Origin of the sequence: Cecembia calidifontis (assembly GCF_004216715.1) — a bacterium.
GTDB classification, from domain to species: domain Bacteria; phylum Bacteroidota; class Bacteroidia; order Cytophagales; family Cyclobacteriaceae; genus Cecembia_A; species Cecembia_A calidifontis.
In genome coordinates, this window is sequence record NZ_SGXG01000001.1 from 381,070 (window position 1) to 403,933 (window position 22,864).

The 22,864-nt window shown below is 41.6% G+C and carries 25 protein-coding genes; 16 read left to right on the plus strand and 9 right to left on the minus strand.

The genetic code is table 11. The features are described 5' to 3' along the window. Positions 1–208: 208 nt before the first annotated feature. The 3 genes from BC751_RS01670 to BC751_RS01680 all read left to right on the plus strand — a co-directional run bounded on the left by BC751_RS01670 (position 209) and on the right by BC751_RS01680 (position 3,856). Positions 209–1,747, plus strand: coding sequence for a serine hydrolase (locus BC751_RS01670; protein WP_130274034.1), 1,539 nt, complete (start codon positions 209–211; stop codon positions 1,745–1,747). A 196-nt stretch (positions 1,748–1,943) separates the two neighbouring features. Further along, a complete protein-coding gene (locus tag BC751_RS01675; RefSeq protein WP_130274035.1) occupies positions 1,944–3,353 on the plus strand; it encodes a Gfo/Idh/MocA family protein in 1,410 nt (469 codons plus the stop codon). Between the two features lie 8 nt (positions 3,354–3,361). Further along, the gene (locus BC751_RS01680) at positions 3,362–3,856 is read left to right on the plus strand and encodes a DUF1648 domain-containing protein (RefSeq protein WP_130274036.1); all 495 of its coding nucleotides are present in this window, start codon (positions 3,362–3,364) and stop codon (positions 3,854–3,856) included. A 35-nt stretch (positions 3,857–3,891) separates the two neighbouring features. Here the strand turns inward: BC751_RS01680 and BC751_RS01685 are convergent, their stop codons facing one another. After that, positions 3,892–4,080, minus strand: a complete 189-nt coding sequence (locus tag BC751_RS01685) for a hypothetical protein (RefSeq protein WP_130274037.1) — start codon at positions 4,078–4,080, stop codon at positions 3,892–3,894. Between the two features lie 84 nt (positions 4,081–4,164). Beyond that, on the minus strand, positions 4,165–5,283 hold the full coding sequence (locus tag BC751_RS01690) for a sugar phosphate isomerase/epimerase family protein (protein ID WP_207226825.1): 1,119 nt from the start codon (positions 5,281–5,283) through the stop codon (positions 4,165–4,167). A gap of 147 nt (positions 5,284–5,430) precedes the next feature. On the opposite strand from BC751_RS01690, the gene BC751_RS01695 reads away from it, so the two are divergent. From BC751_RS01695 to BC751_RS01705, 3 genes are all read left to right on the plus strand, one after another. Continuing rightward, entirely contained in the window at positions 5,431–6,591 is a 1,161-nt protein-coding gene (locus tag BC751_RS01695; RefSeq protein WP_130274038.1) for a PQQ-dependent sugar dehydrogenase, read from the plus strand. A 119-nt stretch (positions 6,592–6,710) separates the two neighbouring features. Then, complete coding sequence (locus BC751_RS01700) at positions 6,711–7,634, plus strand: alpha/beta hydrolase (protein ID WP_130274039.1); 924 nt, start codon at positions 6,711–6,713, stop codon at positions 7,632–7,634. 62 nt (positions 7,635–7,696) lie between these two features. Then, positions 7,697–8,521: a sterol desaturase family protein gene (locus BC751_RS01705; protein WP_130274040.1), complete on the plus strand. Its 825-nt coding sequence runs from the start codon at positions 7,697–7,699 to the stop codon at positions 8,519–8,521. Positions 8,522–8,629: 108 nt separating this feature from the next. Here BC751_RS01705 and BC751_RS01710 read toward each other — a convergent pair whose 3' ends face one another. The 3 genes from BC751_RS01710 to ubiE form a co-directional block, all read right to left on the minus strand. Continuing rightward, positions 8,630–9,544 carry a glycosyltransferase family 2 protein gene (locus BC751_RS01710; RefSeq protein WP_130274041.1) on the minus strand — a complete coding sequence of 305 codons (915 nt, stop codon included), beginning with the start codon at positions 9,542–9,544 and terminating at the stop codon, positions 8,630–8,632. A gap of 137 nt (positions 9,545–9,681) precedes the next feature. Next, positions 9,682–10,452 (minus strand): type IX secretion/gliding motility protein PorT/SprT, encoded by a 771-nt coding sequence (porT, locus tag BC751_RS01715; RefSeq protein WP_130274042.1) that lies wholly within the window; start codon positions 10,450–10,452, stop codon positions 9,682–9,684. Then, positions 10,401–11,123, minus strand: a complete 723-nt coding sequence (gene ubiE / locus BC751_RS01720) for a bifunctional demethylmenaquinone methyltransferase/2-methoxy-6-polyprenyl-1,4-benzoquinol methylase UbiE (protein ID WP_130274043.1) — start codon at positions 11,121–11,123, stop codon at positions 10,401–10,403. The genes porT and ubiE overlap by 52 nt, the downstream gene beginning before the upstream one ends. A 155-nt stretch (positions 11,124–11,278) precedes the next feature. Between ubiE and yihA the strand changes: the two genes are divergently transcribed. From yihA to BC751_RS01735, 3 genes are read left to right on the plus strand one after another with little or no spacing between them, the layout of a single operon-like run. Continuing rightward, on the plus strand, positions 11,279–11,887 hold the full coding sequence (gene yihA, locus BC751_RS01725) for a ribosome biogenesis GTP-binding protein YihA/YsxC (protein WP_130277461.1): 609 nt from the start codon (positions 11,279–11,281) through the stop codon (positions 11,885–11,887). Positions 11,888–11,943: 56 nt separating this feature from the next. Beyond that, positions 11,944–12,372 (plus strand): DUF5606 family protein, encoded by a 429-nt coding sequence (locus BC751_RS01730; protein WP_130274044.1) that lies wholly within the window; start codon positions 11,944–11,946, stop codon positions 12,370–12,372. A 55-nt stretch (positions 12,373–12,427) separates the two neighbouring features. Next, positions 12,428–12,730 carry a hypothetical protein gene (locus tag BC751_RS01735; protein WP_130274045.1) on the plus strand — a complete coding sequence of 101 codons (303 nt, stop codon included), beginning with the start codon at positions 12,428–12,430 and terminating at the stop codon, positions 12,728–12,730. A 73-nt stretch (positions 12,731–12,803) separates the two neighbouring features. On the opposite strand, the gene fbp is transcribed toward BC751_RS01735, so the two are convergent. Beyond that, a complete protein-coding gene (gene fbp, locus BC751_RS01740; RefSeq protein WP_130274046.1) occupies positions 12,804–13,838 on the minus strand; it encodes a class 1 fructose-bisphosphatase in 1,035 nt (344 codons plus the stop codon). A 60-nt stretch (positions 13,839–13,898) separates the two neighbouring features. Between fbp and BC751_RS01745 the strand changes: the two genes are divergently transcribed. Continuing rightward, positions 13,899–15,167, plus strand: coding sequence for an aspartate kinase (locus BC751_RS01745; RefSeq protein ID WP_130274047.1), 1,269 nt, complete (start codon positions 13,899–13,901; stop codon positions 15,165–15,167). On the opposite strand, the gene BC751_RS01750 is transcribed toward BC751_RS01745, so the two are convergent. Both BC751_RS01750 and BC751_RS01755 read right to left on the minus strand, forming a co-directional pair. Then, a complete protein-coding gene (locus BC751_RS01750; protein ID WP_341272815.1) occupies positions 15,159–15,890 on the minus strand; it encodes a fructosamine kinase family protein in 732 nt (243 codons plus the stop codon). The two genes, BC751_RS01745 and BC751_RS01750, sit on opposite strands and share 9 nt — an antisense overlap. Before the next feature lie 133 nt (positions 15,891–16,023). Next, complete coding sequence (locus BC751_RS01755) at positions 16,024–16,509, minus strand: low molecular weight protein-tyrosine-phosphatase (protein WP_130274048.1); 486 nt, start codon at positions 16,507–16,509, stop codon at positions 16,024–16,026. Positions 16,510–16,920: 411 nt separating this feature from the next. Between BC751_RS01755 and BC751_RS01760 the strand changes: the two genes are divergently transcribed. Then, entirely contained in the window at positions 16,921–17,550 is a 630-nt protein-coding gene (locus BC751_RS01760) for a peroxiredoxin (RefSeq protein ID WP_130274049.1), read from the plus strand. A gap of 58 nt (positions 17,551–17,608) precedes the next feature. Here BC751_RS01760 and BC751_RS01765 read toward each other — a convergent pair whose 3' ends face one another. Then, positions 17,609–18,403 (minus strand): FkbM family methyltransferase, encoded by a 795-nt coding sequence (locus BC751_RS01765; RefSeq protein ID WP_130274050.1) that lies wholly within the window; start codon positions 18,401–18,403, stop codon positions 17,609–17,611. Positions 18,404–18,583: 180 nt separating this feature from the next. Between BC751_RS01765 and BC751_RS01770 the strand changes: the two genes are divergently transcribed. Genes BC751_RS01770 through BC751_RS01790 form a run of 5 tightly spaced genes read left to right on the plus strand, consistent with a single transcriptional unit; the run spans position 18,584 to position 22,852 of the window. Further along, positions 18,584–19,429, plus strand: coding sequence for a glycosyltransferase family 2 protein (locus BC751_RS01770; RefSeq protein WP_242617330.1), 846 nt, complete (start codon positions 18,584–18,586; stop codon positions 19,427–19,429). A gap of 9 nt (positions 19,430–19,438) precedes the next feature. Continuing rightward, entirely contained in the window at positions 19,439–20,437 is a 999-nt protein-coding gene (locus tag BC751_RS01775; RefSeq protein WP_130274052.1) for a Stealth CR1 domain-containing protein, read from the plus strand. Beyond that, on the plus strand, positions 20,434–21,357 hold the full coding sequence (gene rsgA, locus BC751_RS01780) for a ribosome small subunit-dependent GTPase A (RefSeq protein WP_130274053.1): 924 nt from the start codon (positions 20,434–20,436) through the stop codon (positions 21,355–21,357). Before BC751_RS01775 ends, rsgA begins: the two co-directional genes overlap by 4 nt. Positions 21,358–21,390: 33 nt before the next feature. Then, the gene (locus BC751_RS01785) at positions 21,391–22,164 is read left to right on the plus strand and encodes a sensor histidine kinase (RefSeq protein WP_130274054.1); all 774 of its coding nucleotides are present in this window, start codon (positions 21,391–21,393) and stop codon (positions 22,162–22,164) included. Then, on the plus strand, positions 22,127–22,852 hold the full coding sequence (locus tag BC751_RS01790; protein ID WP_130274055.1) for a LytR/AlgR family response regulator transcription factor: 726 nt from the start codon (positions 22,127–22,129) through the stop codon (positions 22,850–22,852). Before BC751_RS01785 ends, BC751_RS01790 begins: the two co-directional genes overlap by 38 nt. Positions 22,853–22,864 lie beyond the last annotated feature (12 nt).

Sequence of the window (22,864 nt, forward strand, 5' to 3'; positions counted from 1 at the left end):
TCATCGAATTCAATAAAATAATTGTATTCATTCATATGGGGAAAAACTCCTTCCTAAAAGACCTGAAAGCGGGCAAATGATTTTGCCGAATACCTAATATCATGAAAAAAGTCCCTTTACTAATTTTTCTAATTCTAAACACTTCTCTTTTATTTGGACAGTCCCAAGTCCTTTTTATATTGAGCCATCAACTTTCCCCGCTCAATCAATGAAAAAACATATTCTCTTCATTTGGGTCTTTTTCCTGCTGGCAATTCACTATCCTGAGGCCCAAACTACCCCCGATTTCCAAAAACTTGATACTTATTTTGAACAGATGGTCAAAGACTGGGATGTTCCGGGAGCCAGTATAGGCATTGTTAAGGATGAACAATTGGTTTTCACCGGCAACTACGGCAACAAGACAGTTGGTAAAAATGAAAAACCCGATGAACATACCCTCTACGCCATTGCTTCCAATTCTAAGGCTTTTACATCTGCGGTCCTTGCTATGCTGGTACAGGAGGGAAAACTCAATTGGAACGATCGGGTAAAGGACCACCTTCCATATTTTACCCTTTTCGATGATCCTTGGATCAGTGCGCATGTCACCATCCGCGACCTGCTCAGCCATAGGGTGGGCCTGGGAACCTTTAGTGGAGACGTCATCTGGTACAAAAATGAAGGTTCCGCCGAGGATTTTATCAAAAGGGCAGGGAAAGTTCCACAAGCTTTCGACTTCAGAGGAGGTTATGGCTATTCCAACCTGATGTATGTGACTGCTGGGGAAATCATCAGGAAAATTACAGGCAAAACATGGGGAGAAAATGTACAGGAGCGCATCCTCAACCCTTTAGGCATGGACAGGACCATCACCACTGCCAAAGACTTGGATAAAAAGGGAAATTATGTCACTGCCCACGGACGTGAAGAAGGAAAAAACTTCCCTATTGCTTTTGAAGATTGGGACACTATTGGTGCTACAGGCGGGTTGATTTCTTCCGTGAGCGATGTGGCCAAATGGATGATCTTCAATATAAACCATGGCATCATCGGAGAGGACACGCTTATCTCCAGAGCAAACCGCAACCTGATGTGGACCATGCACAATGTGAATGTGGTGGACCATACCCAGCCAAACGACCTGGGAAGGCATTTCAATGGTTATGGACTGGGTTGGAATTTGGGAGATTTCCATGGGAAGTTGATGGTAGGCCATACAGGAGGCTACGATGGCATGATTACCGCAGTGACCATGATTCCTGAAGAAAAGTTGGGCGTAGTGGTGCTGACCAATGGCCACCAAAGCCCCATCATGGCTGCTACCTACTATGCTTTTGACCAATTTTTAGGAACAGGAAGTAAAGATTGGTCTGGAGATATGCTCAAAAGGAGTTTGGCCAACCAAGCCTATGACACCCGTATCGCAGACATCAAAAAAGCCAGAGTCCTCAATACCAAGACATCCCTCTCTCCTTCCCAATTTGCAGGTACTTATCGCTCAGACATCTATGGCAAAATCGAAGTCAAAGAAGAAAAAGGGGCTTTGCGCCTTTACTTTGAAGATGCTCCAAGACTGAGTGCCAGCCTGAAACACTGGCATTATGACACCTATGAAATCATCTGGGACGAGAAGCATGCCTGGTTTAACTTCGGCACACTCCAATTCCTACTCAACAATAAAATGCAGGTTGTCGGAATGGATTTTAATGTACCCAACGACGATATTTTCTTCGAGGAGCTAAAACCCGTAAAAATCAATCCATGATCACCGTTTAGAGCAGCTCATCAAAGGCTATGATTACTTAGTAGCTATGGCAGCCCTTAAACGGAAGAAGGAAAGGAGGGTGAAAAGCACAAAATGACCATGAAAATTCGATGAATCTACTTTCATCAAATAAATTATTTTTTGTTAGGTCAAAATAAATAACTTATGCATTGACCAACCTTGAACCCTATTGACGATGAAAAACAAAAAATCGCCCCTTTCCAGAAGAGACTTTGTCAAAGCCGCTGCCCTAAGCGGTACAGGAATGATGATAGTGCCGAGACATGTGATCGGTGGACCAGGATATACAGCACCAAACGACAAGGTTAACTTGGGCATTATCGGTGCGGGAGGCAAAGGAAAGCAAAATGCTCAGGATTTCCTCAAAATAGAGAATGTGAACATCACTGCAGTTGCAGACCCCGCCTACTATTGGAATTTAGCTGACTTTTATTACCGATCAGAAGCAGGATTAGGACCCGTCTCCAATATGATTGACGCCCATTATGCGGCCAAAGGAGACAACAAGCGGGTTGTCCAATACAGAGATTTCCGAAAATTGATGGAAAATTCATCAGATTTGGATGGCATCGTCATCTCCACCCCTGACCATACCCATGCCTACATAGCGCTTATGGCCCTTAAAATGGGCAAGCATGTCTATTGCGAAAAGCCACTCACCCACAATATCTGGGAAGCCAGGGAAGTAGCCAAGGTCACCAAAGAAACAGGCCTGATGACCCAAATGGGCAATATGGGCCATTCCACGGAGGGCATCAGGGAAACTGTGGAGTACTTACGTGCCGGGGTCATTGGAGAAGTGAAAGAATGTCATGCCTGGGTACCTGCCGGCCGCTGGCTACCTGGATTGAAGGGTTTACCCCAAGGCCAAAGCACCATGCCTATCGGATTTGATTGGGACCAATGGATTGGTCCAAGAGAAATGGTGCATTTCCACAAAGATTATGTCCCAGTAACCTGGAGGGATTTTTGGGACTATGGCTGTGGTGCCTTGGGAGATTTTGGTTGCCATGACCTCGATGCTGTCACTTGGGCCTTTGACCTGAAAAGTCCAGATACGGTACAGGTATTTCCTGCCGGTTATTCAGACAGTAAGATTGCCCCTTATGGTGAGATCGGCTATTTCCATTTTTCGCCTAAAGGCCAACAAAAGGCCATGAAAATCAACTGGTATTCCGGAGGCTTGAAGCCTGACCTCCACTCTGCCCTGCCCAAAGGATATGTTTATCCAGCCAGGGCCTCGATGTTTGTAGGCACCAAAGGCATCATCATCAACGATGGAGGAAACCGAAAACCACAGGTTTTCCCGGAATCATTACGCACCAATATCAAGCCTCCTAAACCAAGTTTAAAAAGGTCCAATGGTCATTTTCAGGATTGGATCGATGCCATTCGCAACAGGGATCAAGCTTCCTCTAATTTTGAATATGGGGCCAGATTAACAGAAATCACCCTTTTGGGTGTACTTTCGCTCAGGTTGGGAGGTAAATTGATAGAACGGGATTATGACAATATGAAGGCCAAAGGTATCCCTGAGGCTGACCAATATATCAAGGAACCTGTAAGACCGGGCTGGGAAATGTAAGAAAAAAAATGGCAGAAAGACCCATCATCAAACTGGAACGGTCCGCCTTGGATAAAATCATGGAGGGCTTGGGCTTTTTGGCCCTGGTCCTCTTATTGGTTCTTCCCATTTATTATTACCCGGAACTCCCTGACCGGATCCCAAGGCACTATGATGCCTCCGGACAGATTACCGCCTTTGGCGGAAAAGGAATGATATGGGTGATGCCGATTTTGGGCTTGATCACCTATGCGGGTTTATTTTTCCTCAATAAAATCCCACACCTCTTCAATTATCCCTCTACCATTACCCCTGAAAATGCGGAACGGCAATACCGCATGGCTACCCGTTTGATCAGAACCTTAAATGTAATAATTGTTGTTACTTTCCTCTATACAACCTATGCTACCATTCAAAACGCCATAGGGAATCAGGAAGGATTGGGAAAGGAATTCATGCCTGTCTTTCTAATTGCCCTCTTTGGGACTATTGCCGTTTACCTCATTAAGGCTTTTACAAAATGAGGCGCTCTGCCACAATTTTTGTCAATGACAATAATTTAAATCAAAAACTTAAACCCCTGTTTCAATACGCATTTACCTTCAATCACCGATCGGTGCTTCAGACCTCGCATGGTGGATTCCCTATTTTTACCTGCGATTTCACCCCAGGCTGATACAGAGCGGTCTTTCAGACCTTTTAGGGAATTCCAATTTTCACGCTTCATTCTCCATTCTTCACCCCTCATTATTTCTTTCTCTATTGTTAACTCTTCATTATTACCCCATTTCCCTTTTTCCTTGGCTCTTTTTTACTTTTGTCTTGGCTCTTTCTACAACTCCTCCATCTTCACCACCGGAACATCCTTGCGGTTAAGGTCTTTGAGTGGCTGAACTTGTGATTTAGGGTAAACAAAACCCTCCTCAGTTAATGGGTACAACATTGGAGCAAGGTTTTGGACTGCAGCCTTAATTCCCTGCATGATCGCCCCCATTTTGCCTGTTTGCTTCGATAGTTTGGCCTCATTTTCAATTTCAAATGGCCCATCAAATCCCCTCTTTTGCAAAACCTCTACAAATCTCCTCCAATCCATACTGTCACCTAATCCAAATCCCGGCAAAGTGGCCTCATAATGGTGTCTGTCCCATTCATTGGTGCTGTATGGAATTCCAGCCTTGGCTGCCCACTCCGGTTTCACCCGCTGCATAGGGTACATATTTCCCCAAAATGGATCCGGTAAATTGCGCGTGGACTTCACATGTATCCTTTTTAATCTTGACATATCTGTATGCTCGATGACCGAAACAGGATCAGTATTTTGCCATATATCATGGGAAGGATCATAAATCTCCCCATGGTTGGGGCTTGGAATAAGTTCATACATGATTTTCCTAGCAGCCAATACACCTGTCAGGTTGTTGAAGGTTGTACTGTAGCCGGAAGAGCGCCAACCCTCCATGGGACAGTTTTCATACAAAACAGTAACCCCAAGATCTTCTGCATATTTGATAATGGGCGCGAAGACCCTTTGATATTCCTCCAGGTTTTTTTCAAAACCATTTTCCTGGTTGCCCAATTCATGATTATAACCAACAAAAGTACCCACTTTGACATCATTTTCATCCCCCCCCATAAGGTATGCCATCCGGATCAGTTTGAGTAAATGGTTTTGGTTCTTGATTCTATGAACAGGATCTCCCCCGATCAGATTTTCAAAAGCACCAATTGACAAACGTAAATTGGCGGCATTGAATTTTTCAATAATCTCCTTAGCGCTATCCGGTGTAAAATGTTCATAATCCATATGGGTAGCCACAAAATCATCTCGGGTACCGTCTTTTCTGAACACACATACATCCAGTCCCTGTACTCCTGCTTCTTTGGCTTTTTCAATGGTCTGATCCAGGTTGAGCTGGTCAAAGGCAGAAGTCATGATCCAAATCTGATTCATAGGTATTTTGGTTTTAATTCGGCTAAAGTTATTAAGCACATCCAGTATTTAAAAGGCTTTTTACTTCAAAAAGCCACCGCTGATCAAATCAATCAAACAATTCTGTCGGGAATTGATTAATTTTGAAAATTAACCAATCAAAACCTTATGAAGAACCTGAAAAATCTCTCTTTTATTTTGGCAGGCTGTTTGGCAATAAGCTTGGCTTCCTGTTCAGGAAAAGAAGGAAAAAGCACCCATAACGAACCCAGTCCATTTGCCACGGTCACCGAAAAAATGACCATCAAGGTGGACACGCTTTACACCCAATTTGAAAGCCCTTGGGGCATGACCTGGCTTCCTGACGGCAGGATGTTGGTGGTGGAGAGAAAAGGAGAAATTCTTGTATTTAAAAACGACAAATTCACAGGAGAAAAACTGACAGGAGTGCCGGAGGTGCATGAAATCAATCAAGCGGGCCTATTGGACATCACTATCCACCCCAATTATGCCAGCAATGGCTGGATCTACCTGGCCTATGCCAGACCGGAAGGTGAAGGAGATGTTTTGGTCATTTCCAGAGCCAAATTGGACGGAAACAACCTCCACAGCGTGGAAGAAATTTTCGTCTGTGGGCCTGAATGGAAAGGAGGCAGACACTTCGGATCAAGAATTGTCTTTGACAATGATGGCTACCTGTATTTTTCAAACGGCGATAAAGGTTCAAGGCCGGAGAATGCCCAGGAACTGGACAATGACCATGGCAAAATCCATAGAATTTATGATGACGGAAGAATACCGGAGGACAATCCTTTCGTAAACACCCCTGGTGCGAGACCCTCTATCTGGACTTATGGCAACAGAAATCCTCAGGGAATGGTCTATGACAAAGAAAACAACAGGCTTTGGGCAGTAGAACATGGTCCTAAGGGTGGCGATGAACTCAACCTGATCGAAAAAGGGAAAAACTACGGTTGGCCGGTAATCTCCTATGGTATCAATTATGATGGCACCATCCTGACCGAACTGACAGAAAAAGAAGGCATGGAGCAGCCGGTAACTTACTGGGTACCATCTATCGCCACCTGCGGTATGACTTTGGTGACTTCAGATAAATATCCTGCTTGGAAAGGCAACATCTTGGTAGCCGGACTGGCAGGTCAGCAAATTGCCAGGGTAGAACTGGATGGTACCAAATATGTGGGAGAAGAAACCCTTCTGAAAGATATAGGTAGGGTTCGCCAAGTGTCCCAAAGCCCGGACGGCTATATTTATGCCATCACAGAAGCTACCGGACTGATGATCAAACTGATCCCTCAAGGCAACTAACCAAATAAAGATAACCTACTTAAAAAAGCCATGCTGTTCCCAGGATGGCTTTTTTAATCGCCAAAAACCTTAATTTTAAAATTTTACAAAGGCATCAATACTCAAAACCTCAAATAACCATGAACCTATCTAAAACCATTATTACAGCCCTATTCCTAATCTTTGCTATAACTGCCATGGCGCAGGACGGCACCATTTATCCATTAGAAAACCCCGCAGAACCTAATGCCATTCTTCTCGGAACCGGAGGTGTGGAAGGACAAAACTTACCAGAAACCTGGTTTAGACAGTGGGGCGACCCCATGGCTCGAAATATCTCTACTGCTACTCTCACACCTTTTTTACCGGATCCGGCCAAAGCAAACGGCGCTGCAGTCATTGTAGCACCGGGTGGGGGCTTCAGATGGCTTTCAATGGGTAATGAGGGCTGGGAAGTAGCAGAAGCACTTGCTGAGCAAGGAATAGCCGCCTTTGTACTCAAATACCGTCTTCAACCTACCCCGGCATCACTTGAAGACTTCAGCGAATCGATGAACAGGAGTTTCTCAGCAGCAGCCAATCCAACACCTAACACCCCTCCGAGCCCTCCCAGATGGGACTTGAGCAATCAATTGGAGGATGCGGAGGCAGCCTATGCACTGATCCTTAAAAATGCAAAAGCATGGGGAGTTGATATTTCCAGGATAGGAATGATCGGCTTTTCTGCCGGAGCTGGGCTGACCATGCACTGTACATTGAATTCCAAAACCATGAAACTGGCCTTCATCGGCCCGATATATGGTGGAATGGGACCGGTAGAAGTTCCCGAAAATGCTCCTCCTATGTTCAATGTAATTGCCACAGATGATTTTCTATTTCGCGGCCAATTTGGAATCATCGAGTCCTGGTACAAAGCCGGCAGACCTGTGGAATTTCACCTTTACCAAAATGGTGGACATGGTTTCGGTCTAGGAAATCCAAACCGGACAAGCAACCGTTGGTTTGAAGCCTTTACCCACTGGCTTAATGTCAACGGTTTCCTAAAACCCAAAGCAGAAGGGTGACCCAAATGGTCATCCTTTTTCTATTACTTTTATCTAATTTTACGCCAAGGTAATTTACAAATATGGATTTCGATCTGAATTGGCTTTTGGGTACGGATTATTCTCAGCCCAAGAATTTTATGATAATTGCTTGTATACTTTTTACAGGAATTTTCCTTAGGTACCTTTTACTGGCATGGGTTTATCATGAACTTATCTACAAAAAACTGGGAGACGCTCAGCCTTACCGCAGATTGCACCAACAGGTAAGACTTCCTCAGGTCAGAAAAGAGATATGGTATTCCTTTTTAGGCGCTATCATATTTGCCCTATCAGGAACTGTAATGCTGATCTGTTGGCAGAGAGGTTATACACAAATTTACACCAGCCTATCTATGGTGGATTTGATTTGGATTCCCATGAGTTTCTTTTTGGCATTATTTATCCATGAAACCTATTACTATTGGCTTCACCGTTGGATGCACCTCCCTAAAGTTCTGAGACATTTTCACCACATACACCACAACAGCTTATATACCAGTTCTTTTACTTCCTTTTCCTTTCATCCTATTGAAGCTTTCCTTCAGGCGATTTTCCTTCCTGTATTGGTATTGATTCTCCCAATGCATTTTTCGGTTCTCTTGGCCATGTTGGTTACCATGTCCATTACTGCTGTAATCAACCATGCCGGGGTGGAAATCTATACCAGCGGAGCCATCAGCAATCCCATTGCGCGGTGGATGGTCGGAGCTACCCATCATGACCTTCACCATCTGAAATACCGCTGCAATTACGGTTTGTATTTTACTTTTTGGGACGTTTGGATGAAAACGGAAGATACAGGATTCGAAAAGCGTTTCCTTGAACATTCATCCAAACCCCTGGATAAAAAAGTAAAGCAAATTTGAAAAATAAGCGCTGCTATGCGTTTGAAGATATATAAATTAGTGGATAGAAGGTAAACTTAGACAGAAGGAAAAAATCCGGAAAAAGTTCAGGTTACTCACCTTTACAAATTATGGTTCTGTCAATCCTTTTTTCATTTCCCTCCTGATTTTAAAAGCATCTTTAATTTTTGAAAAAAACCAGCTCCTGCTTTCCAAAAACTGTTTTTTGTATTGCGTCCCACTTGTTTTTTTAAGCTTTTTCGAAATTCTTATTAGTTGGTACAAACCAACAATCCAGCCGATAACAAAAGGTTTTCTGATATCCAACAATTGATGAAGTGGAAAAGACCTGAGTTTGACGGGTAAAAATTCCTGTTTTCCTCTTGGTTTCCTATCATGAATAACAGCAGTGGTCACTTGAATCCCGATCTTATAACCAAAATATTGAGCTCGGGCAGCAAAATTATTGTCCTCTCCATAATGAAAGAATACGGGATGAAAAAAACCTGCTTTTTTTACTACACTAGCACTTATAAACCAGGCAGCGGCTCCAACAAACCTTACTTCTATTGGATCGGCTGGATTTATTTTTTCAAACTCATGAATAAGCCTGTCCTTATCTGGGTTATAATATTTAAATACCTGACTATAAAATACAGGATCCATGGCAATTCCTTCTTGATCCAATTGAATAGGGCTTATTATGCCATAATGGGGGTGGGATATTGCTGTTTCAAGTAATTTGGAAACACAATCTTTGTTCACATAAGCATCCTGATTCAAGAGGAAAAAATGAGAATAACCCTGTTCTAAAGCCCTCTCTATGCCAATGTTGTTCGCCCCACCAAAACCCAGATTTGATTGTAATCGAATTAATTCGACTTTCTGAAGAAAAGGATTTATTATTTCAATGGTATCATCCGAAGAGTTGTTGTCGACAATAATCACATGAGGAGTTACTGACCCGTTCAATACCTGCTCTAAACACCTTCTTATCCACTTCGACCCATTATAGGTTACAATAATCGTTGCTACCTTGTTCATTATGATTCAAACCTTGTCTAAACATTAAAATACCTAACTCAAACGGACAAAAGTACATAAAGCATCCATTCTCATAATGAAACTGATCATAAGCTGACCAAAAAGAACAAGAATGCCTGCCATTGGAAAAATGAACCTTATTGGAAATGCAGATATAGGGTGATGGATTTTCTCCTGATTTCAGAAATCAGGTCCCTGAACCTTGGATCAGTGGTTTCCGGTCTGTAAATATTCATCAGACCATGAGAAAACCGGATTTCAGGAGAAAATTTAAAGTATTTGAAATACATATCGAAACCTATCCCCAAATCAAGGGTCACATCTCTCCCCGTGGTAACTATGGGTTCTATATCCGCTTCCTCCTGTTCTTTGGTCCTGAACATATAACTGCCTCCGGCAGTGAAAAACATCCTGCTGTTATTGAAGCGCTGGGCTTTGTATTTGAACAGTAAGGGCAATTCTACCATGGTAGCTTCTGATAATACTCGCTCTGCCCTCATTTCAGGGCCATCACTTGGGCCTGGACTCCAGGAATTAATATCAGTGGCAAACTCATAGAAACCAATTTTTGGCGTAAACATCAGGTTAAATTGGTCATGTATCCTAAAAATACTTAAGAATCCCAAAGAAAACCCTGGGGTATATACTGGCACAATACTTTCGATGTTATCCCCTTGCCCATTGTTCAGATTGGCAAAAGCATCAGAATATTTCAAGCGAAAGTAATTGGTCTGTGCCGCCAAAAAGAACCCATAAGAAAACAATCTATCATCCTGTCCAGCCTTGCTGATTTCTCCGTAACGTGCCTGTGAGTAGGCATGTAACTGCAACCCTGCTAAAAAAAGCAGAAACAGGATTATTTTTCTCCAATATAAATCGAACTGATGCCGAATGTCAGGGGTCTGCATTTTGTTTTTTTAAAACCTACCTTTTCCAAAATAGCAAGAAAATCCTTCCCGTCCGGAAATACCTGAACCGATTCAGGCAAGTAGGTGTATGCGGAATTGTCTTTAGATACCAATTTACCGATTTGAGGTAAAATATATTTGAAATAAAAATTATATCCTTGCTTCATCGGGAATTTTTTCGGTTTGGAAAACTCTACGATGACTGTCTTCCCACCCGGTTTCAATACCCTGTACATATCCGCCAAACCTTTTTCCAGGTTTTCAAAGTTTCTTACTCCAAAAGAAACGATGACCGCATCAAACTTATTATCTTCAAACAACAACTTCTCAGAATCCCCTAATTGAAGATCAATAATATGGTCCAGACCACGCTTTTTCATTTTTTTGCGGCCTTCTTCCAGCATCCCTTCAGAAATATCCACCCCGATAATTTTATCCGGATTCAAGGCCAGGGCCTCAATTGCAAAATCACCCGTACCAGTAGCAATATCCAAAATCAGTTTTGGCTGATCTTTTTTAAGCATTTTGACCGCCTTCTTTCTCCATATGATATCTATCCCCAAACTCAGCAAATGATTTAAAAAATCATATTTCTTGCTGATGTTGTTGAACATTTCGGCTACCTGCTCCTTCTTTCCGGCCTGCTTTTCTTTGTAAGGTACTACTGACATGCGTATAAAATTTTGTGCAATATTACTAAGTAAACCTGAGCATTTGAAAAATGTTGGAGATTAATCGGTTGAATGGAAAATTTTATCAGGAGATTATCCACCAATAAAAAGGTGCAATTCTTTCAAAAGAATTACCTTTGCACCAAAAAAGAGCCATGATCAAAAAAGCCAGTTTTTTAATCAGCAATACAGATTACAAAAAATGCCCTGCACCGACCAAGCCGGAATTTGCATTTATCGGCAGGTCCAATGTGGGCAAAAGTTCATTGGTGAATATGCTTACCGGCAATAAGAATCTGGCAAAAACTTCTGGTAAGCCAGGAAAAACCCAATTGATCAACCATTTTCTGATCGATGACAATTGGTACATGGTAGATCTTCCAGGATATGGATTTGCCAAAGTGAGCAAGAGCATCAAATCCACTTGGGAAAAAATGATCAGCGACTACCTCATCCATAGGGACAACCTGGTAGCGGTATGTGTTCTGATAGACAGCAGGCTGGATCCACAAAAAATAGATCTTGAGTTCATCACCTGGTGCGGTGAAAATGAAATTCCTTTTATCCTGATTTTCACCAAAGCAGACAAACAAAGTAAGACCAAAACTCTTGGTAATGTCAGGAAATTCCTGGACGCTGCCAAGGAAATATTTGGGGATGAACCAGATTATTTCATCACCTCTTCCCAGACCGGTGAAGGCAAAGAGGAATTGGTCAACTTCATAGAGAATGAAGTCCAGGAATACTATGACAGCCATAAGTAAGGCTTGGCCTTTCAGGCGGATATCCTATATTTGCAGCCTTAATAAATACATCAGCAATGAAATTCAACGAAATAGCTACTGTTTCCGGTAAACCGGGCTTATACAAAGTATTGAAACCTACCAGGGGAGGAGTGATTCTGGAATCCCTGGACGCCAAAAAAAGTAAGTTGGTTGTGGGAGCCAATCAGCGGGTTTCCATCTTGGGAGAGATCTCTATGTACACCATGACAGAGGAAGGCGCCTCCCCATTAGAGGAAATCATGAAAAATATTGACAGGGAGTTTAATGGTGACTTAGGACTTGACGCTGAGGCTGACGCAGATGAACTTAGGGCTTTCCTTAAGCACGTGCTCCCTAATTATGATGAAAACAAGGTTTACCCCTCTGATATCAAAAAACTCATATCCTGGTATAAAATAATCAAAGCTGAAGCGCCAGAGGTATTTCAAGAGCAGGAAGAAAACAAAGAATCCCAATCAGAATAATGAATATATAAGTGGAGCCTTTAGCGCTCCACTTTTTTATTTGACTTCCCTAACCATGTTTCCTATCCTTCAACAAACAGCCCAGATCCTCAAAAAAGACTTTAATTTACCGGAAATTCAGGAAAATTTTACTGAAGAAGGGTTGGTGGAAATCCTAACGCCAGTAATAAAGCAAATGCTGGACAGGGATTTTGAAAGGCTTTTGCAGATCTGCTATCGGATTGATCTGGGAGAGCAAGTGCTCAAAAAGATTCTCCATGAATCTGACCCGGACCAGATGGCAAATGATCTCTCCAGGGCTTTGGTCAAAAGACAAGTTCAAAAAATCGAAATCCGGAAGAAGTACCAGAATGAATAAAAATCCGGGACGATCAAAGGATTGCTCCCCGTCCCGAATTTTATTCATCGAATCAAACACTCTCTTATAGCTTTTAAACCGTCAAAGCCCTTTGTTTTTTTAGCATCAACTCCACCTCATTGACCATGGATTCGGAACCAATATATAGAGGTGTCCGCTGATGCAGACTTGTTGGTAGGATATCCAGAATCCTGGTTTCCCCATCAGTTGCCTTTCCCCCTGCCTGCTCGGCGATAAATGCCAGGGCATTAGCCTCATAGAGTAGCCTCAATTTCCCTGAAGGAGATTTTGGGCTGGATGGATAGATATAGATCCCTCCTTTCAGGAGATTTCTGTGAAAATCAGCCACCAGGCTTCCTATATACCTGGCGCTGTATTCTTTCCTCTTACAGTTTTCAATATACTCCTTCAGCCCAGGTTCAAATTGGTTGTAAGTCCCTTCATTCACACTGTATATCTTCCCGTCTTTTGGGGCTTTCATATCGGGATGGGAGAGGAAAAACTCTCCTAAAGAAGCCTCATAAGTAAACCCATTGACTCCATGACCGGTGGTATACACCAACATGGTAGAAGAACCATATAGTACATATCCTGCTGCCACCTGTTTATTTCCAGGCTGCATGATATCCTCGGGCTGAATAGGACTGCCAACAGGCGTCACTCTCCTGTAAATGGAAAAAATGGTACCAATGGAAATATTGACATCTATGTTGGACGAGCCGTCAAGGGGATCGATGGCTACCACATATTTCCCTGAAGTATTTTGAAGGTCTATGACTTCATCGTCCTCTTCTGAAACAATCGCACAGACTTCCCCTCCTTTGGTCAGGGCACGGGTAAACCGGATATTGGCAATTACATCCAACTTCTGCTGTTCTTCACCCTGAACATTGGTATTGCCAAAGGCACCAGCAATATTGGCCAATCCTGCCCTATTGGTCTCACGATTTACTATCTTTGCTGCTAATCCTATATCACGCAAAAGCTGGGACAATTCTCCGGAGGCAAATGGAAAATCATCCTGCTTCATTTTGATGAATCTGTCCAAAGTGACGCCGACAGAATAGGCTAACTTGGAATCGCTGGGAGTGTAGTATTTGACTTTCATTAAATATTGGAAAAGTTATATTTGGGAATTTATTTCCCGAAAATTACAACATAAATTCAGATGTTAAAAACTTTTGTTTTCAAATTTGGGGGAGCTTCTGTAAAAGATGCCGGTTCGATCAAAAACTTATCCAAAATTTTATTCAATCGATTGCGAAATCATACTGTGATTGTAGTTTCTGCCATGGGAAAAACTACCAACGCATTGGAAGGAATTTTGGAAAAAAAATACAGGCAAGAAGATTTTTCTTCAAATATTACAATTTTAGAAAACTACCACTTGGAGACCTGCATGGGGCTTTTTGGAGAAAACCATCCGATTCATGCCATTGTAAAAAATTATTTTTTGCAACTCCAGCGGGATCTTGAAGCACCCCTTAGCCAGGACAATTATGATTTGTACTATGATAGGATCATCTCTTATGGCGAACTGATTGCCACGAGAATAGTCCAGGAATACCTCTGCCTGGAGAACATCTATTGCATCTGGCAGGATGCCAGAGAATTTATTGTAACCAATTCGGATTTCCGGTTTGCCAAGGTGGACTGGAAGGCAACAAGCAGCCGGATAAAAAAAAGCCTTCTACCCATTCTTGAAAAATTCCCGGTAGTAACCCAAGGATTTATAGGAAAAGACAAAAATGGCAATACCACCACCCTTGGAAGAGAAGGCTCTGACTTTACAGCTGCCATTATTGCCTCCTGCCTTAAGTCTGTATCTGTGACCATATGGAAAGATGTGGATGGGGTCTTGAATGCAGATCCTAAAAGATTCCCCAATACGATTAAATTTGATGAATTGGATTACCATGAAGCTGCCGAACTTACCTATTACGGGGCATCGGTCATCCACCCAAAAACTATCAAACCATTGGCCAACCTGTCTATCCCCCTTTTTGTGAAATCATTTATCCATCCGGAAGGAAGTGGTACCAAAATCCATCATGTCCGACATGAAAACAAGACACCATGTATCGTGGTCAAGGATGATCAGATTCTTGTCAGCTTCAAAGTGACTGATTTCACATTTATTCATGAAGGGCATATTCACCAGATTTATTCAGAGCTTGAAAAATTAAAACTCAGGGTCAATATGTTGCAGACATCAGCCATCAGTGTTTCTCTGGTAATTGATAAGCAGCTTTTCAAAATGGAAAAATTAATCCATACCCTGAATAAGGATTTCGAAATCAGATACAACGAATCCCTCCAACTGATCACCGTCAAAAACCATAACCCGAAAATAATGGGGGAATTGATGAAAAATAAAGAAATCCTCATGGAACAGGTCACACGATCCACCTTCCAGATGGTGACCAAATCACAATAACCTTTGGATGGTTTTTTGGATACCAGGAAGATAGCTTTTCCCGAACAACAATAGGTGGACCAAGAGGGGATAAAGGTTGTACACAGCAATCCTTTCTTCAAATCCTTGGTCAAGAGGAAAAACTTCCTGATAAGCACGATAAAAAGCTTCATCAAAACCACCGAAAAGTCTGGAAAATGCCAGGTCCATCTCCCTGTGCCCATAATATACTGCAGGATCGATCAGAGAAGGCCTGCCATCAGCTGCTTGCATGACATTCCCGGACCAAAGGTCTCCATGAAGAAGTGCGGGTTTTTCTTTGGGAAAAAAGTTGGTCAACCTTGGATAGACGGATTGAAATTTTTTTAAGAAAGCAGTGTCAATCAAATCTTCATAATATGCCTTTCCGATCATAGGATCCAGTCTTTGATGGATAAAAAAATCAACCCAGGATGACCTGTTATTGTTAACCTGGGGAAGAGAAGCGATATAGTTATCTTCATCAAGACCAAATTCCGGTCTAGTTGCCATATGCATCTGGGCCAGGCCTACACCTAATTCTTCCCAATAGCCAAGACTAGGCCTACCTGGCCCGATATATTCCATCAAAAGAAAATTCCGGTCTTCAATCCTTCCTTGATGAAACACCTTGGGGATTTTGAACGGCGAAAACTGGGCCATAAGGGCCAATCCATGAGCCTCCTTTTCAAAAACATCCAGACTTTGCTCAAAATTGACCTTCAAAAAATAAGAGGTTTCTTTGACCTTCTAATATATCCCTTGATTGATATTACCCGCTACAATCAACCTACTTTCAATCGAAGTTTCATGCCATCCGGTACTTAAAAAAATAACCTGTTCAAAAAAGTCTCTGTCATCAAACATAGATATTCTGGGACTGTTTGAGATGTTCCAGAAAATGCTCTATAGAATTGTCCAGAATTTGATAAACTTTTTCAAAGCCATCCTCTCCACCATAGTAGGGATCCGGTACTTCAAGCTCTTCCGCACCCGGCTGGAACTCGCGGATTAAAAACAATTGATCATGCTTTATGCGATGTTTTTCCAGCAAACTTTCAATATTCCTTTTGTTGGAGAAATCCATAGCGATCAGGTAATGTGATTCACGCAAATCCACACGGTTGATCTGTCTGGCCCGGTGATTGATCGGAATTTGATATTTTGAAGCACATTTCAATGTCCTATCATCCGGCAGTTCCCCGATATGGTAATCAGAAGTGCCACAGCTATCACTCTCAAATTTGTTCTCCAATCCATATTTTCTGATTTTATGATTGAAGATACCTTCCGCCAAAGGCGATCTACAAATATTCCCTAAACAAACAAATAAAACTTTAATCATAACAAATACCAGGGCCGACCGAATTCAATAACAAGTTTCAAGTTAATTAATTTTTGAAACACTTTAAAACCATAGCACAAAACTAATCCGAAGGACCTTTTCAATTTACTTGGCTTTTGTTTGGGGTTTTAATCCCTTACAGAATTTTAATTGTTAAAAAAACGAAATTTAATTAATTTACCTCAATTGATTCAAATTTTATCCAATTTTCGGAATTAAATTTTGCATTTTTTGTTTGTTAAAGCAAGCACATTTAAATTTGCACCAGCCTTGGACTTCCTTTTGACCTTTAAAAGAGAGGAACAGGTTTTCGCAGAAAGCAGGTAGTCCATGCATTACCAGCAGAGAATCAGGCTTAAACCCAAAAATCAACCAGCTCAAGAATAAATTTCAAATCCTAAAAGTAAAATTATGTCATTAGTAGGAAAAAAAGCTCCTTTATTTTCAGCAGGAGCGGTAATCAACGGTGAAGAAATCGTAGAAAACTTCTCTTTGGAGCAGTTTATCGGCAAGAAAGATGTGGTATTCTTCTTTTATCCAAAAGACTTTACTTTCGTTTGCCCTACAGAAATCCTGGCTTTTCAGGAAAAATTAGCTGAATTTGAAAAAAGAGGTGTCGCCGTGATCGGTGCATCTACAGATACCGAAGAAACACACCTGGCTTGGTTGATGACGCCCAAGTCGAATGGAGGAATTGAAGGTGTTACTTATCCATTAGTGGCTGACGTAGCCAAAACCATCGCACATAATTACGGTGTGTTGGCTGGTGAATGGAACTACAATGAAGAAGGACAATTGACCTTCGAAGGTGCCCCTATTGCTTACAGAGGAACTTTCCTGATCGACAAGCAAGGTATCGTAAGACACGAAACCATCAATGACTTCCCGCTAGGAAGGAATATTGACGAAATGATCAGATTGGTAGATGCACTTCACCATGTAGAAAAATATGGCGAAGTTTGTCCTGCCAACTGGGAAGAGGGTAAGGAAGCCATGACCGCTTCCAGGGAAGGCGTAGCCAATTACCTGAGCAACAATTAATTTCAAATACTCTCGTAAAACCAAAAGCCCCGGAAATCCGGGGCTTTTTTTCTGTTGCTTAGATGATCAATCCAATTTTTGTTGCATACACATCCCTTCCTGCTCGATGATAAGAATATCCATGTTTTTCGATATATGACCTACAGGCATGCTTAGTATCCTCATCAAAATGCTCCTCTTCATAAATTATTACTTCCGGATTCATTTTTCCTAAAGGAAGCATTTTTAAAATCTCAAAATCAAAGCCCTCAGTATCTATAGCTAAAAGGTTAATTTGTTTTCCATTAAATTTTTTCAAAACCGTCTCCGGGCTTATTGCATCAATTTGTATTTCTTCAATCCATTCTTTTTCGTCTTTGGGTACAGTAATGACCTGCTTAGCGGCCTTTTTGTGAATTGTCCCATCCCGGAATTTCTCTAAAAGTACCCCCTTATCAAAACTCGAAAGCCCGGTTGCCCATCGCTCTTTGCTAAATGCTATGGTAAAAAGGGTGGTTTTTCCATCATCTTTGGAAAGAGCTGCATTTACTGGAATTATTTCAGGCCTCTTGGCATGGATTTTTATCAAAAATTCATTGAAAACATGTGGCTGTGGCTCCAGCATCACACCGCTCCAATTATCTCTTTTGATAAATTTCTGTAATGGGTCATAAATAAAACCATCGTTTGCACCAATCTGCAAAAAAGTAATTGGGGCTTCTTTTCTTGAATAGTGATCCAAAAATTCAGATAAAGAGCCTTTAGGCGCCCGGTAAAGGTATTTATAAAAACCAAGGTAAACAGGGTTTTCTGAGGCACAGAGATCAAATCTCAATCGGTTATAAGTCTTTTTGAAAAAATATTTAAAATTCATAATTCAAGGCCATGTTTTAGCTATGCCAAAAGTAAATTTATTAGTTCCACCTTAAAAAAGTCTGAGGAATTTTATTTGAATGACAAGCACAATGGAAAGCGCACTATTCGTTTCTTATTCCTTACAAATGGAGTACATTTGGGTTCATAAATCAATTGGCTAATCATAGCGGAAGTTTTAATGGGAAACCAACCAAAAAAAATTGCCGTGATCACCATGGCGAGAAATGATGATTTCTTCCTTTCCCGTTGGATCAAATATTACGGCAAAGAGCTTGGAGAAGAAAATTGCTTCATCTACCTTGACGGAGAAGACCAACCCGTTCCTGCAAATGCCGGAAAGGTCAATGTATTCCATGAAAAAAGAGTGGCAGAACATGTAGTCAAAGCGGAAAAACGCCGCTTGGGATTTCTTTCCAAAGTTGCAAAATCCCTGTTGGAACGATATGATATCATCATCGGGGTGGATGCAGACGAGTTTTTGGTAGTTGACCCGAAAGTTGGAAAAAGCCTTGCCGCCTACCTCAGCGAAATCGAGATCAACCCTTCAGTGTCAGGGCTAGGGGTAGATGTTGGTCAGCTCTTGGGAAAGGAACCTGATCTGGACAAAGAAAAACCCTTTTTAACCCAAAGAGAATACGCATTGCTTTCTTCCCGCTATACTAAACCTTCTGTCATCTCGCAGCCGGTCAACTGGGGTTCTGGCTTTCACCGTGTCAAAGGCCATAACTTCAGGATCGATCCCAACCTTTACCTGTTTCATTTCGGGTCTGTGGATTATAAAATGATCCAAGACCGTTTTAAGGACAAAGACCGGATGGCTACAGGAAGAGCAGGCCACATCAAAAAAAGGGCAAAAACTATCGACATTGTCACCAAATCAAAAGCAAAAAAGGAGGAGAAATGGCTGAAAATCGCCAGAAATCTCCAAACCTATGCAAGGCCCATTTGGGCTTGGAACAAACCAACCATGCTAAAGTGGAAGTTGGTCATAAAAATCCCGGATCGTTTTAAGGGGATTGTCTGACAGAATAATATGGATCACAAAATAAAAGAACCGATTGATGCCGTCATTACCTGGGTGGATGGAAATGACCCCATTCATCAGGCAAAACTGGAAAAAGCGCTCGGCAATAAATCCAGAAAACACATACCTGGAGCTGACAAAACACGGTTTGGCAACGCCAATGAGCTTAAATACAGCATACTATCTATCTTACGCTTTGCCCCTTTTATCCGTAAAATTTTTATTGTAACTGACGAGCAGCATCCTGAAGTATTTCCCGATATCCAAAAATATTTCCCCGAAAGGCTTCAGGATGTCAGCATTGTAGACCACAAGGAAATTTTCAAAGGATACGAGCAATACTTGCCTGTATTCAATAGCAGGTCCATTGAGGCAGTGATTTGGCGCATTCCAGGTTTGGCTGACCGGTTCATCTTTTTAAGCGATGACATGTTTCTGGTTAAGGAACTGAAACCGGAAGATTTATTCGTTAATGGAAATGCTGTCATGAGAGGGACATGGCTGCCTGCGCCTTTCCTAAGGAATGCATGGAATAACATTCGCAAAAATGTTAATAGACATTTGCTGAACAACCCCGATTTTCAGCCTAAACCTTCCTTCCATATCGGACAATGGAATGCCGCTGCAATCCTTGGGTTCAAATGGCGCTATTTCTTTTCAAGCCATACTCCACATACTGTCAATAGGAAAAGTGCTGAAGCATTCTTTAAGGAAAATCCCGAAATTTTGGAAAAGCAGATTTCCTATAAATTCAGGCATAACAACCAGTTCAATTGCGCCTCACTTTATTATCACCTGGAGATCAGAAATGGAAATCAAAACTTCGCAAAACCGTCTTTTGTATTTTTACACCCTTATGGAAGGCGACGAGGTTATATTGAAAAAAAACTGAAAACCTGCGAATCGAATCCCGATATCATTTTCATGAATATCCAAAGTTTGGAGAAGTGTGACCAAATTGATCAGGAAAAATTGATTGGTTGGATGGAAAAAAATTTAAGTCTATGAAAGGAAGGGTCATCAAATCAACAGGAAGTTGGTATTCGGTAAAAACGGATGCTGGCACCATACAGGCAAGGCTACGGGGAAAATTCAAGCAGGATGAACTCAAACTGACCAATCCCATCGCAGTTGGGGATTATGTACTGATCGAGAAGGAAGAAAACCAGGCCACCTCAGTGATTACGGACATTCTTCCCAGAGAAAATTATATTATCCGCAAATCGACCCGGAAAACCCATTTTTCCCATATTCTGGCGTCCAATATTGACCAGGCATTTTTGATTGTTACGCTAAGAAACCCCAGGACATCACTGGGTTTTATTGACCGCTTTTTGGTCAGCACGGAGAGTTTCCGTATCCCGGCCAGTATCCTGGTCAATAAAATGGATGAATCCTACAAGGAAAAGGACCTGGAATATCTCGAGACAATCAAAGAAATCTATGAGCCCATAGGCTATCCAGTTCTGGAGATTTCTGCTTTAAAAGAGGAAAATTTGAAGGAGAAATTCTTGCCCTTGCTCCAGGGCAAAGCCACCCTATTGTCAGGACATTCCGGAGTAGGCAAGTCCACTTTTCTCAACAAGTTGGTACCTGGAGCGCAACAGGCCACCAAGGAAATCTCCAAATTCAGCGCTAAGGGAGTCCATACTACTACTTTTGCGGAAATGTTTGAGCTGGAGGGCGGTGGTTATCTGATAGACACGCCGGGGATCAAGGAATTTGGCATTCTGGACATTGAAGATCAGGAACTCTCCCACTACTTTGTAGAAATGCGGCAATACCTGGGGCAATGCAAATACAACAACTGCAAACATATCAACGAACCGGGATGCATGGTGCTTGAAAAACTGGAAGAAGGATACATCCACCCTTACCGTTATGACAGTTATGTCAATATGCTTTATGAGGAAGAAAGCCATAGGTAAAAGAATCTGATAAAAGGTTAACTTTGTATTGCTATGGCCACTAATTTCATTATACCGGATAAAATTTTTTTACTGATTGCATTACTTGCGTTATTGTTTTTTGGACTCATTCTCTACCTGACCTGGAAACTTTCAAAGGCTGAAAAACAAAAAAAGATGGTAGAGGAAAAATTCAGGGAGCTGGAAGGTAAAGTTGGTAAATTGGAATTAGAGACACTTGAATCCAAACTGAATCCCCATCTTTTTAAAAACATCCTCAATTCCATACAGTCACATGCCTATCAGACCTATTTTGCCCTGGACAAGCTGGCCAATGTACTGGACTATATCCTGTATGAAAGCAGAAGGATGTTTGTCACTCCAAGACAAGAAATAGATTTTGCGCTCAACCTTATCGAGATTAATAAAATCAAAGTCAGCCCTTTGTTTGAACTGAAAATCAAAGCAAGAATCAATGAGTCTGAACCTTTGTATGAACAAAACTTACTGGCACCATTGATTTCTGTTGATCTCATCGAAAATGCTTTCAAACATGCTGACCTGCAGAGTTCAGATGCATTTATTGCGGTAACATTCGAGTTTAAGGAAAGTATATTTTCCCTAACCGTGGCCAATAAAATATCGGGGAAAAATCCGATGAAAAAAGAAAAAAGTGGCATTGGTTCAGAAACACTTGATCAACGACTGAGGATCATCTATGGCAACAATTTTAAACTCGACCGATTTATAGAAGGAGACGTATTTATAGCACACCTAAAAATCAATCTACTTGAACACAAAGCTAAAATGCTTGCTGCTCGACGATGAGCTTCCAGGGCTTACTTATTTGAAAATGTTATGTGAGCAGCTTCCCGAACTGGAAGTGGTAAAAGCTTTTAATGATCCTGAAATTTTTCTCAAGGAAGTCCCTAATCTGGAATTTGATTTTTGCATTTTGGATATTGAAATGCCATACATGAACGGGCTACAGATTGCTAATTTACTAGCAGGGAAACCTGTGATTTTTGCAACGGCCTACAAGGAATTTGCCGCCGAGGCATTTGACCTTAACGCAGCAGATTACATCAGAAAACCCATCAAACTGGAACGCTTGAGGCAAGGAATTGAAAAAGTTTCCCAAATCCTTGGAAAATCTGCTTCTGTTCCGGAAAGGAAATTTTTCCAAGCCAATACCAATAAAGGAAAAGCAGTACTGTTTTTTGAAAAAATAGCCTATATCCGTACTTCTGAAGTAGATAGCAGGGATAAGGTAGTCACTCTCGTAGATGGGGAAGAAATCGTTTTAAAAAACGTCACCTTCGGTAAATTACTTGATTCGCTTCCTAAAAAAGAGTTTTGCAGAATAAATAAAAAAGAAATGCTTTCCCTTAAGGCTGTCCAGGTTTTTTCCTTTGATGAAGTCATTACGAACCTTATCGACAAAAACGGTAAAAACCTCAGACTTTCATTGAGTGAAAATTACAGAACAGAATTTATCCAGAAGATAAACATTTAATTCATTACATTT

What these genes read in the sequence shown, in the direction of transcription:
- BC751_RS01670 (WP_130274034.1), top strand. Translation starts at nt 209, where the DNA reads ATGAAAAAACATATTCTCTTCATTTGGGTCTTTTTCCTGCTGGCAATT.
- BC751_RS01675 (WP_130274035.1), top strand. Translation starts at nt 1,944, where the DNA reads ATGAAAAACAAAAAATCGCCCCTTTCCAGAAGAGACTTTGTCAAAGCC.
- BC751_RS01680 (WP_130274036.1), top strand. Translation starts at nt 3,362, where the DNA reads ATGGCAGAAAGACCCATCATCAAACTGGAACGGTCCGCCTTGGATAAA.
- BC751_RS01685 (WP_130274037.1), bottom strand. Translation starts at nt 4,080, where the DNA reads ATGAGGGGTGAAGAATGGAGAATGAAGCGTGAAAATTGGAATTCCCTA.
- BC751_RS01690 (WP_207226825.1), bottom strand. Translation starts at nt 5,283, where the DNA reads ATGAATCAGATTTGGATCATGACTTCTGCCTTTGACCAGCTCAACCTG.
- BC751_RS01695 (WP_130274038.1), top strand. Translation starts at nt 5,431, where the DNA reads ATGAAGAACCTGAAAAATCTCTCTTTTATTTTGGCAGGCTGTTTGGCA.
- BC751_RS01700 (WP_130274039.1), top strand. Translation starts at nt 6,711, where the DNA reads ATGAACCTATCTAAAACCATTATTACAGCCCTATTCCTAATCTTTGCT.
- BC751_RS01705 (WP_130274040.1), top strand. Translation starts at nt 7,697, where the DNA reads ATGGATTTCGATCTGAATTGGCTTTTGGGTACGGATTATTCTCAGCCC.
- BC751_RS01710 (WP_130274041.1), bottom strand. Translation starts at nt 9,544, where the DNA reads ATGAACAAGGTAGCAACGATTATTGTAACCTATAATGGGTCGAAGTGG.
- porT (WP_130274042.1), bottom strand. Translation starts at nt 10,452, where the DNA reads ATGCAGACCCCTGACATTCGGCATCAGTTCGATTTATATTGGAGAAAA.
- ubiE (WP_130274043.1), bottom strand. Translation starts at nt 11,123, where the DNA reads ATGTCAGTAGTACCTTACAAAGAAAAGCAGGCCGGAAAGAAGGAGCAG.
- yihA (WP_130277461.1), top strand. Translation starts at nt 11,279, where the DNA reads ATGATCAAAAAAGCCAGTTTTTTAATCAGCAATACAGATTACAAAAAA.
- BC751_RS01730 (WP_130274044.1), top strand. Translation starts at nt 11,944, where the DNA reads ATGAAATTCAACGAAATAGCTACTGTTTCCGGTAAACCGGGCTTATAC.
- BC751_RS01735 (WP_130274045.1), top strand. Translation starts at nt 12,428, where the DNA reads ATGTTTCCTATCCTTCAACAAACAGCCCAGATCCTCAAAAAAGACTTT.
- fbp (WP_130274046.1), bottom strand. Translation starts at nt 13,838, where the DNA reads ATGAAAGTCAAATACTACACTCCCAGCGATTCCAAGTTAGCCTATTCT.
- BC751_RS01745 (WP_130274047.1), top strand. Translation starts at nt 13,899, where the DNA reads ATGTTAAAAACTTTTGTTTTCAAATTTGGGGGAGCTTCTGTAAAAGAT.
- BC751_RS01755 (WP_130274048.1), bottom strand. Translation starts at nt 16,509, where the DNA reads ATGATTAAAGTTTTATTTGTTTGTTTAGGGAATATTTGTAGATCGCCT.
- BC751_RS01760 (WP_130274049.1), top strand. Translation starts at nt 16,921, where the DNA reads ATGTCATTAGTAGGAAAAAAAGCTCCTTTATTTTCAGCAGGAGCGGTA.
- BC751_RS01765 (WP_130274050.1), bottom strand. Translation starts at nt 18,403, where the DNA reads ATGAATTTTAAATATTTTTTCAAAAAGACTTATAACCGATTGAGATTT.
- BC751_RS01770 (WP_242617330.1), top strand. Translation starts at nt 18,584, where the DNA reads ATGGGAAACCAACCAAAAAAAATTGCCGTGATCACCATGGCGAGAAAT.
- BC751_RS01775 (WP_130274052.1), top strand. Translation starts at nt 19,439, where the DNA reads ATGGATCACAAAATAAAAGAACCGATTGATGCCGTCATTACCTGGGTG.
- rsgA (WP_130274053.1), top strand. Translation starts at nt 20,434, where the DNA reads ATGAAAGGAAGGGTCATCAAATCAACAGGAAGTTGGTATTCGGTAAAA.
- BC751_RS01785 (WP_130274054.1), top strand. Translation starts at nt 21,391, where the DNA reads ATGGCCACTAATTTCATTATACCGGATAAAATTTTTTTACTGATTGCA.